This window comes from Flavihumibacter sp. ZG627 (assembly GCF_000814325.1).
Classification (GTDB): Bacteria; Bacteroidota; Bacteroidia; order Chitinophagales; family Chitinophagaceae; genus Flavihumibacter.
In genome coordinates, this window is sequence record NZ_JPHF01000011.1 from 119,003 (window position 1) to 129,227 (window position 10,225).

Below are 10,225 nucleotides of genomic sequence, written 5' to 3' on the forward strand. Positions count from 1 at the left end.
CTGGTCATTTTGACCGGGCTTCTTGCTTTACAAACAAATCCCGTTCAGCAATATCTGCAGATCAAAACGGAAAAATTCCTGGAAAAAAAGCTGGGTACTAATGTCAACATAGGAAAACTTCGGATTTCAGGTTTCTCGCAAATGACTCTGGAGACTTTCACCATCTTCGACCAACAAGAGAATTTATTGGCTTTCAGCGATACATTAAGAATTCGATTTCAGCTTGCTCCGGTATTACAAAATAATTTGGTTATAAATGACATTGATTGGCAAAATCTGTTGATAAATGTTTACACTTTACCAGATGAAAGATTAAGTTATCAATTCATAATTGACAGTCTGGCCGAAAAACCCACGGGTAAAGTAGTGGATCAATCTGACAGCAGTTCTTCAACTTCTCTTCAGTTTCAGGTGGGAAAATTAAAGCTCAGAGACCTTAAGCTCAGCTACTTTGATACGAAAGGGGGACTTGCATCAGTTATCAGTATAGGTGATCTCCTGGTAATTACTGACAGGATGGATGTTGCCACTGGCATCTATGATTTGCGGGAGGTAAAAATTGGGAAGCTAAATGGATTTTATACAAAAAAACATATCACCCAGAAACCTTTGTTTGAACCTGTGGACTCCGTTGCAGGCGCCCTTCGTCTAAACTCAAAATCATTGTTAATCGCACAATCAAGTTTTCAATATAACGATGAAAGCAATGGTATAAAAACCGGATGGAACTTGCCACGTGCATCATTCAGATTATTTTCTTTTGATCTTAACCGGCAGGAGATTAATGCTGGCTTTATTGAATTAAATCACCCCTCGGGATATGTTCACAGGGATGCAAGGAAAGACTCTGTAAGTACTGCTTCCGGTGCATCCTGGAAAGTATTATCACCTGTACTGGATATGAGAGGTGGAAAATTTAATTTTGTGGATGTCCAAGGAAAACCGTCAGGTTATATAAATGCATTTGAACCATCAAATTTTTATTTTAGTCCACTTAACGCCATCATCCGCAACCTGACCTATACAGATACCCTCATTACAGGCAGGATTCAGAAGTTGGAACTTATAGAAAAATCTGGTTTTACCATAAGGAGAGCTAACGGAGATTTTTCATATAGTGATTCAGAGATATGGCTAAATAATCTTTTCCTTGAAACCAAGGGCAGCAGAATAGCAAGAATGGTCCAGTTAACTGTGCCTTCGTGGAGTGATAAAAACTATGCTGCTTCCAGTTTTGGTATAAGGGCCAGTCTGCTTTCCACAAAATTGCAACTATCCGAACTACTTTACTTTGTTCCTGAATTCCGGAATGATCGGCGTTACCGAAAAATTTGGGATAAAACTATTGTAGTGAATGGACAGATTAATGGAACGCTGGATAATCTTTTACTAAATGGTTTTTCCTATTCAGATAATGTTGGAAACCGTTTATCAGCCAATGGCAGGGTAAAAAACCTGCAGCAACCAGATCTGCTCTTTGCTGATCTTAATGGTTTAAATATTTCAACTGGCAACAATGCCCTGCGAGCATGGCTACCGGATAAAAGTATTCCTTCTAATGTTTCCCTTCCGGCTGTGATAAATATAAAGGGACGTTTTGCAGGCGGATTAAACGATGCTAACACATCCATAAAACTTAATACCACTTATGGTTTTGCTGAATTTAGTGGCAACCTTAAAAACTATACTGATACTGCGAATAGTAATTATGATATTCTTATCAGCTCTCTTAATATGGATGTGGGAAAATTAATTGGAGACAGCTATCTGGGCCGTATAATCGCCAATGGAAAAATAAAGGGAAAAGGATACAATATTGAAAACCTTACGGCAAATACTTCTGTATTCATTACAAGCGGTTTTTATAAAGGACATAATTATAAGAATATTTTGGTTGATGCAACGCTGGATGGTGGCAATTATACGGCGCAAGTAAAAAGCAACGACCCCGACCTTACAGCAAGCTTCAATCTTTCAGGAAATATCACTGATGGTCTTCCTACAATAAATGGAAAAATGAAGGTGGACAGGGTTGATGTGCAGGCTTTAGGTTTCAGCAAAACACCATTATTGCTTAAGGGTGATTTTGATATAGATCTTAGAAATACGAAACCAAGGCAGTTGGAAGGAGAATTCTTTGCCACCCATCTTCAGGTTTCCGATGGCAGGGAAGTTTATACGCTCGATAGTATTCGTATTATGGCAAAAGCTGCAGACTATATCCAGGATATTAGGTTTGAGAGTCCGTTTGGGTGGGCTACTGCAGTTGGGAATTATGATTACACAAATGTATTCTCCGTCATCAACAAAATTCTTTACAAACATATTCTTCCACTCGAATCACAAAAAACAGACACGGTCGATTCCCAACAGCAAATGGAATTAAATGCTTCAATCACCTGGCCAAGAAACCTGGCTAAAATGCTTCCTCTGCTCGAAATGAAAAAACCTTTGACATTAAAAGGAAAACTCGATACTGATAGTAGTCTCCTGATGGTTCAGGCAACGCAGCCTTTCTTCCGATATGGAGAAATGGCAGTAGACAGCACTGAAGTCCTTTTTGTTACCAATATAGATTCGGTACATATGTTTGCCGGCATAGCCAGTCTTGAACATCCTACAGTTCCTCTGAGAAAAACAAAGTTAGAAGGAGGTGGTACAAACGGCACTATTAATTGGGAGCTTCTTTTAGATGATCGTAATGGCGCCAAGAAATACCAGATTGGTGGAGATATTGCTTTCCTTTCCAAAAGAGATTTCGATATTCATTTTGCTCCCGAAATCTTGTTAAATAAAACAAGTTTTGAAACAGGAACGCCAAATTTTGTCTCTATTAGAAATAATCGTTTAGCTACTGCTGATCTCCAACTCGTTTCAGATTCGCAGAAACTCGTAGTCGCTACTGTTGCGTCAAACGAAAATGGTCTTCCTCCAATTAAGTTGAGTTTTGATGAATTCCGACTTTCAACCTTCAGCGGTTTATTGGAGCGCGATACTGCACTTATATCAGGATTTCTGAATGGTACAGTAAGGTTGTCTAACCTGGCCAGTTCGGTGATCGCCGATGGTGAGGTGAAAATTGACAGTCTGAAGATCAAAAACCATATGATGGGTATTTTAAATGCCAAGATCTCCACACCTGCAGATGGCGTATATGGAATAGATGCAAATCTTGCTGGCAACCAAAATGATGTAGTAATAAAAGCCAGGTATGGTAAGGAGATTGATGCTTCAATCATATTGAATAGCCTTAATCTTGCATCCGCAGAGGCTTTTACAATGGGTGAGGTTACAGCAATGTCAGGTATTACCACCGGCGAATTAAACGTTACAGGCGCAATACTGACACCTCAGGTACGTGGCACACTGAAATTCATGCAGGCAAAAGCAACGGTAAGTTTCTTAAATACCCCGGTTACTATTGATAACGAAGAGATCTTTTTTAATGAGTTGGGCGTGGGATTCCAGGAATTCACATTGAAGGACAGTGTGGGAGGTATGGTAAATATAAATGGTTATGTTCTGACAAAGGATTATTCTGATTTTGAATTTGACCTGGATGTTGATGCGGAAAATTTTATGGCTCTGGGCCCTAAGGCAAACACCGATCAGATCTTTTATGGCCCCGCGTTCATAGACAGCAGAATCAGGATTACTGGAAATATGGACCTTCCGCAGGTTGATATGAATGTAAAATTGCGGGACAAGTCCGAAGTTACTTTCGTAATACCCGATGAAGAACCAGGAATTGCAAACCGGGAAGGTGTAATAATATTTGTTGATAAAGACAATATAGATGACTCTTCCCTGATAACTGTAAAAGATACTATTTCACTTGCGCCAGCAAGGCTTAAAGGATTTGAGTTCTCGGGTAATATTGAGATCACCCCTGCTTCCACGCTCAGATTAGTCGTTGATAAGTTTAATGGAGATTTTATTGAAGCCAAGGGTAATACCAGCCTGAACCTTACAATTGACCAGGGAAATCATATCACTATGACAGGCAGGTATGAGATTGAGTCGGGCAAATATGAAATGAGTTTAAACCAGCTCATTAAGAGAAGCTTTTCTATTGAAAAAGGAAGCAGCATAACCTGGAACGGTGATCTTCTGCGCGCAATAATGGATATCACTGCAAAACATACAGTAAATGCTCCAGCTATTGACCTGGTAGAAGACCAGCTCACAAGTACTACTGCCAATCGCATGCAGTATAAACAAAGAATTCCTGTTGAGATATTTTTGAATATAAAAGATGAACTCTTAAAACCGACCATAAGCTTTAGGCTCGATATGCCTGAAAAAGACCGGAATATTTTCAATGGAAGCGTTTATACCCGATTGAAACAAATCAACAATATCCCTTCAGAAATTAATAAGCAGGTGATGGGATTGCTGGTTCTCCAAACATTTATTTCTGATAATCCCCTTGCAGTATTTAATGACCGGTCCGATGGTGGTATTGCTTTTGCTGCCAAACAAAGTATAAGTAAAATTCTATCACAACAGATTAATAACCTTGCAGATAATATGATCAAGGGAATTGATCTGAATTTTGATCTCCAAACCCGCGAAGACTATGTTACTGGTGCCCGGCAGGAGTCTACCAGTTTAAGTGTTTCGGCCGGCAAAAGTTTGCTTAACGAACGGCTTTATATTTCAATCGGATCTAACGTAGGAATTCTTGGTAACAACCCTCAGGCAGCAAGCGCATTAATTGGAGATGTGATAATCGATTATAAAATAAGTCGGGATGGGCGATATAAACTAAGGGCATACCAGATCAATAAAACGGATGTGATCCTTGAAGGTCAGATCATAGAAACAGGATTATCTATTATGATGGTAATGGATTATAACCGCTTCAATGAGGTTTTTAAGAAAACAAAAAAATTACAGGAAACAGCCAATAGAAAATGAGAGTAACACTAATTATAGTAGTGATATCGGCTATAGTATTCAGCAGTTGCAGTACTGTACGTAGTGTTCCTGAAGGTGACCGGCTTTATAAAGGGAGCAAATTGATTTGGGAAACAAAACGGCCCTCCGATTATCGTATCCTTGAAGCAGGGCTTAATGATAAAATTCGCCCTATCCCCAATAAAAGATTTCTTGGAATGCCTATACGCCTATGGTTTTACAACATGGGGAATAAACCAAGAGGTAAAGGGTTGAATTATTTATTAAGAGAAAAATGGGGAGAGCCACCTGTATTACTAAGTAAGGCCCAACCCACATATACAGCGGAGGTACTTGAGTACTACCTTGAAGACAATGGATTTTTCCAGGCAGGTGTTTCACATGATATAAAATTTCCTGGTAAAAAGAAAGCAATCATTGAATATAAAATAGATCAGGGTCCGCGTTATTCAATCCGATCTGTGTTTTACGAATTAGACAGCAGTCAACTTGGAATTGCCATTCGTGCAACAACTGGCGCGAGCCTTCTGAAACCCGGCGATCAATATAGTCTTCAGATTATAAAAGCGGAAAGGGAAAGAATCAATTCATTGGTAAAGGAAAAGGGATTTTATTATTTCATGGCTGATCATTTACTGGTTGAAGTTGACACAACTCAGAAGCAACAGGTTGATTTGTATGTTACCATTAAAAAGAATATTCCTGAATCAGCCACCCGCCCACATCGTATGAAGAATGTAATCTTATACCCTTCATACACGCTAGAAAAAGACAGTATCAATTCAGTTGTTGAACCAATCGATATGGGAAATTACAAGGTGGCAGACCCTGACAGTTTATTTTTACCAAAAGTATTTGAAAAATTAGTTTTCCTTAGAGAAGATAGTCTCTATCGTTTAAGAGCACACAATTTTACGCTTCAAAGATTGATGAGTCTCGGAACTTTTAAATTCCTCAAAACACATATCACTAGTAACCTTGACAGTTCAATACTGGATGCACGGATTTATATGACTCCATATCCCAAATTCGGTTTGCAACTGGAATTATCAGGCAATAGTAAATCAAATAATTTTGTTGGATCCCAGGTTAAGCTCACAACTCTTAACCGAAACTGGATGAAGAGAGCTAATCGTCTTGAATTTAAACTCGCTGCTGGCTTTGAATGGCAGGTTGGTGCAAATACAACCAATCAGGTGAACACAAATGGTTATAGTGTAGACGGAGAAATGGCTATGAGTCTTCCGGGTTTCGTTATACCATTTTTTAAAATAAACCCCCGATCAGCTTTTATCCCACGCACAAGAATAACCGCAGGTTATGAGCTTTTAAGCCGGCCCAAACTTTACAACCTGAATTCTATAACACTCCAGATGGGATACACATGGAGGCAAAGCAGGTTTATAGAACATCACCTTATACCTTTTTCGTTTTCCTATGTACAGCCAGGAAATACCACACCCGAATTTGAGCAGATACTAATAAATGATCCGGCTCTGCGGCAATCCATAGAAAAGCAATTCATTGTGGGTAGCCAGTATACTTATACAAAAAATACACAGCCTACAGGCAAAAGAAGTACCTACTATTTGTTAGGAAATATTGATATGGCCGGTAATCTATTGGGGCTACTGGTGCATAGTGAACCAAATCGGAATAAACAATTACTGAATAACAGTTTCTCCCAATATGTTAGACTTTCGGGTGAAGCGAGGCAATATCAGAAACTTACCCCTGTCATCACATGGGCTAACCGAATTTACATGGGATATGGATATTCATACGGTAACAGCAACTCGCTTCCATTTGTAAAGCAGTACTTTATTGGAGGAAGTAATAGTGTACGAGCATTCCGGGCCAGGACACTTGGTCCGGGAAGCTACCAAAGCCCACTTAGTTCTTATATTGCCAATGAGGCTGGTGATATAAAATTGGAAGTAAATACCGAATTAAGGATGAAATTCCTCAAGCTTGTTGAAGGTGCTATTTTCGCAGACGCGGGCAACATCTGGCTACAACGAGAAAATCCCGAAAAGCCGGGAGGTAAACTGGTGCTGGGTAATATGTTGAGTGAACTGGGAGTAGGTGCTGGTGTGGGTGTCAGAATTGACGCATCAATACTTATTTTACGGTTTGACATTGCATTTCCTTTAAGAAAGCCATGGCTGGAAAAAGGAAATCGTTGGGTTATAGATAGAATTAATCCTGGAATTCCTGAATGGCGAAGGGAAAATATGGTATTGAATATAGCCATCGGATATCCTTTCTGATATAGCCATACCGGGCGGCCACTTATCGCAAAAAAAGAACATGCATTCTTAGGCAATTTGCATGTTAATACCTACCTTTGCACCCCAATTAATTTATTTAATCACAAATCAGATCATGAACAATTACGAATTGATGGTGATTTTTACCCCTGTTCTGAGCGAAGAGGACTACAAAGCAGCTCAGAAAAAATTCAGTGACCTGGTTACCAGTAATGGTGGCGAGGTGGTGAATTCTAATCCTTGGGGATTAAAATCACTGGCGTATCCCATCCAGAAAAAAACCACTGGTTTATACTGGGTTATGGAATATAAGGCGCCATCCGACTTCAATGAGAAGCTGAAAATCCAGCTTCTGCGTGACGACAATGTCCTGCGTCACATGTTCACTGTACTCGACAAATACGCCGTGGAGTACAATGCTAAAAGAAAAAGTGGCGTACCAACCGGAACCGAAAAAGTGGAGGCTTAATCATGGCAAAGAATGAAATTAAGTACCTGACCGCGATCAAGACTGAAAAGCGTGCAAAGAAATTTTGTCGCTTCAAGAAGTACGGTATCAAGTATGTTGACTACAAAGACGGAGAATTTTTGAAGAAATTCCTGAATGAACAAGGTAAAATGTTACCACGTCGTTTAACCGGGAACAGTCTGAAATTCCAGAGAAAAGTTTCGGAAGCCGTTAAAAAGGCCCGTCAAATGGCAATCCTGCCTTATGTTACCGATCTTTTGAAATAGAAAAATAAAGTAACCACTCCCTAACCCCGTTTTATACGGGAGACAGCGGTAAATCGCTGGGCGCCTGGGAACTTAAAAAAAACACAATGCAAGTAATTCTCATTCAAGACGTAGATAACCTGGGTGGTGCCAATGAATTGGTGGCTGTAAAGAACGGTTATGCCCGTAACTATCTCATACCCAAGAAATTGGCTATTGAGGCTTCTCCTTCAAATCTTAAGCAGATGCAAGAAAAGCTTAAGGTTAAAAAGAAGAAAGAAGATAAGATGCTGGCTGAAATCAATCTCGTGATTGCCAAACTTCAGGAAGGTCCTTTGAAATTGGGCGCCAAAACAGGTACCAGCGGAAAGATCTTTGGAAGTGTAACATCTCTACAGATATCAAGAGCAATCCGTGAGCAAAAGGGTTATGAAATTGACCGTAAAAAGATCTCCATTGCTGATGAAGTTAAGGAATTAGGTCAGTATAAGGCAACCATTGACTTCGGAAATGGCAAGTCTACAGAGTTAGACTTTGAAGTAGTTGCTGAGTAATCGCTACTTAAAAGAATATATCTCGGGCCAAAATAAGGAATGGACGCAAATTTTGTCCAACATCTTATTTTGGCCCTTTTTTTATATTATTTGTATTTGTATGTTTCAAAACTATTTTATTACCTTCGTTACGGTTCCTTAATGATCTTTACAGTAGCGCATGCTTCCCAGAGCGTTTCCAAGTAAATGTATATCTGGTTTCTTGTTTCACTGTGCTTCATTATGGGTTTATTTATTGGTTCAAAAAAAATTAGAAAATGAACATTTACGTTGGCAACCTCAGTTGGGATCTGACTGAGCAGGATCTCTTGGAAATGTTTGCCCCTTATGGCGAAGTAGTTTCCGCAAAAATCGTAACAGACAAATTCAACAACAACCGTTCAAAAGGTTTTGGTTTTGTTGAAATGTCAGATGCAGAAGCTGGTAACGCAGCGATCGCAGCTTTACACGGCACCGAAGTACAAGGTCGTAGCATCGTCGTGAACGAATCACAACCTCGCGAAGGCGGTGGTGGTGGTGGATTCAAGAAGAAGAGCTTCGGCGGTGGCGGCGGCGGAAGTCGTGGTGGCTATGGCGGTGGCGGTGGCAACCGTAGCGGTGGCGGTGGTTATGGCGGCGGTGGAAACCGTGGCGGTAGCGGCGGCGGCTATGGCGGTGGAAGCCGTGGTGGTTACGGTGGTGGCGGTCGTGATTATTAATCATTGGCACATTCAACCAAAAAATACGGGTCTGGCAATATGCCAGACCTTTTTTTATGACCTTAGTATAAGAACAGAAATTTATCCTTTACAATATGGCAATCAAACCTGTTTGAAAAAATTAATTCACCGTCAAGTTGGGCGAGTTGTTGAATTTCCGTTTGGACCACCATTTCAGTGAACTGCTCATGCTTTACAAATGGGAGTGATAAATGCTTTCCTGTTCGAATAAGTGGTAATACCCTTAGCCGATGAACAATATTTAATGGTTCACATGTTACCAGGTCAAGCAGACCATCATCAGGTTCAGCCATCGGCGAAACCAGGAATCCTCCACCGGTTCTTGATGAATTACTCAGTAATAATAAAAGCAACTTTCGTATTACAGGTTTGCCTCCATTTTTTGTAATGGAAAATGCTGGTTCCCGATATGAAAATATCATCCTGATTATGGCAAGATAGTATCCGACTAAATTACCCAACCAGCGGATAGTATGCATCATGCTTAATACGCGTCCATCAAAGCCAATTCCCAACGTATTCAGAAAATATTTGCCATTACAGATTCCAGCATCTACCGCGCGTGGTTCAGCAGCAAGAATCTTCAGTACCTGTTCTGATGTGCTGCAGTTGCCATAGAGTTTCCATGCAAAATCATTCCCTGTACCGCCTTTAAATAATGCCAGGGGGATGTTTCTACAATCATAATTGTTTACAAAATAGTTAAGGGTTCCATCTCCTCCTATAAGCCATACTTGGTTGTATTTTGAATAGTCTGCTGGCCATGAACCGATGAAAGAAGCAAAAGGGATTTCTTCATTTATCAGTATTTTTTCAATAGTTGCCAGTATGGATTTTGATTTTCTCCTGCCTGCATATGGGTTTAATAATATGGCAATCATACAGCAACAAATTACCGGATTTGAGTTAATAGTTTATCCGGTTATTATTAAACTGATGGCAACAAGGAAGAGGGACTGGGAGAGAAAAAGAGAAAGCAAGTATAAAGAATGAGCAAAAAAAAAGCCTCAACAAATAAATGTTGAGGCTTTAATAAATATGGCACCTA

7 protein-coding genes are annotated in these 10,225 nt (G+C 40.0%); 6 read left to right on the top strand and 1 reads right to left on the bottom strand.

Features of this window, described 5'->3' with window-relative positions; genetic code table 11:
* The first annotated feature begins 9 nt into the window (after positions 1-9).
* From HY58_RS16955 to HY58_RS16980, 6 genes are all read left to right on the top strand, one after another.
* Positions 10-4,920 carry a translocation/assembly module TamB domain-containing protein gene (locus HY58_RS16955; protein ID WP_172644676.1) on the top strand — a complete coding sequence of 1,637 codons (4,911 nt, stop codon included), beginning with the start codon at positions 10-12 and terminating at the stop codon, positions 4,918-4,920.
* A complete protein-coding gene (locus HY58_RS16960; RefSeq protein WP_039134807.1) occupies positions 4,917-7,190 on the top strand; it encodes a BamA/TamA family outer membrane protein in 2,274 nt (757 codons plus the stop codon). Before HY58_RS16955 ends, HY58_RS16960 begins: the two co-directional genes overlap by 4 nt.
* Positions 7,191-7,305: 115 nt before the next feature.
* Positions 7,306-7,659, top strand: coding sequence for a 30S ribosomal protein S6 (rpsF, locus tag HY58_RS16965; RefSeq protein WP_039134867.1), 354 nt, complete (start codon positions 7,306-7,308; stop codon positions 7,657-7,659).
* 2 nt (positions 7,660-7,661) lie between these two features.
* Positions 7,662-7,925, top strand: a complete 264-nt coding sequence (gene rpsR / locus HY58_RS16970) for a 30S ribosomal protein S18 (RefSeq protein WP_039134810.1) — start codon at positions 7,662-7,664, stop codon at positions 7,923-7,925.
* A gap of 86 nt (positions 7,926-8,011) precedes the next feature.
* Positions 8,012-8,458: a 50S ribosomal protein L9 gene (rplI, locus tag HY58_RS16975; protein ID WP_039134814.1), complete on the top strand. Its 447-nt coding sequence runs from the start codon at positions 8,012-8,014 to the stop codon at positions 8,456-8,458.
* A gap of 257 nt (positions 8,459-8,715) precedes the next feature.
* Entirely contained in the window at positions 8,716-9,156 is a 441-nt protein-coding gene (locus HY58_RS16980) for an RNA-binding protein (RefSeq protein WP_039134817.1), read from the top strand.
* Positions 9,157-9,218: 62 nt separating this feature from the next.
* On the opposite strand, the gene HY58_RS16985 is transcribed toward HY58_RS16980, so the two are convergent.
* On the bottom strand, positions 9,219-10,058 hold the full coding sequence (locus tag HY58_RS16985; RefSeq protein WP_039134820.1) for a diacylglycerol kinase family protein: 840 nt from the start codon (positions 10,056-10,058) through the stop codon (positions 9,219-9,221).
* Between the last annotated feature and the right edge of the window lie 167 nt (positions 10,059-10,225).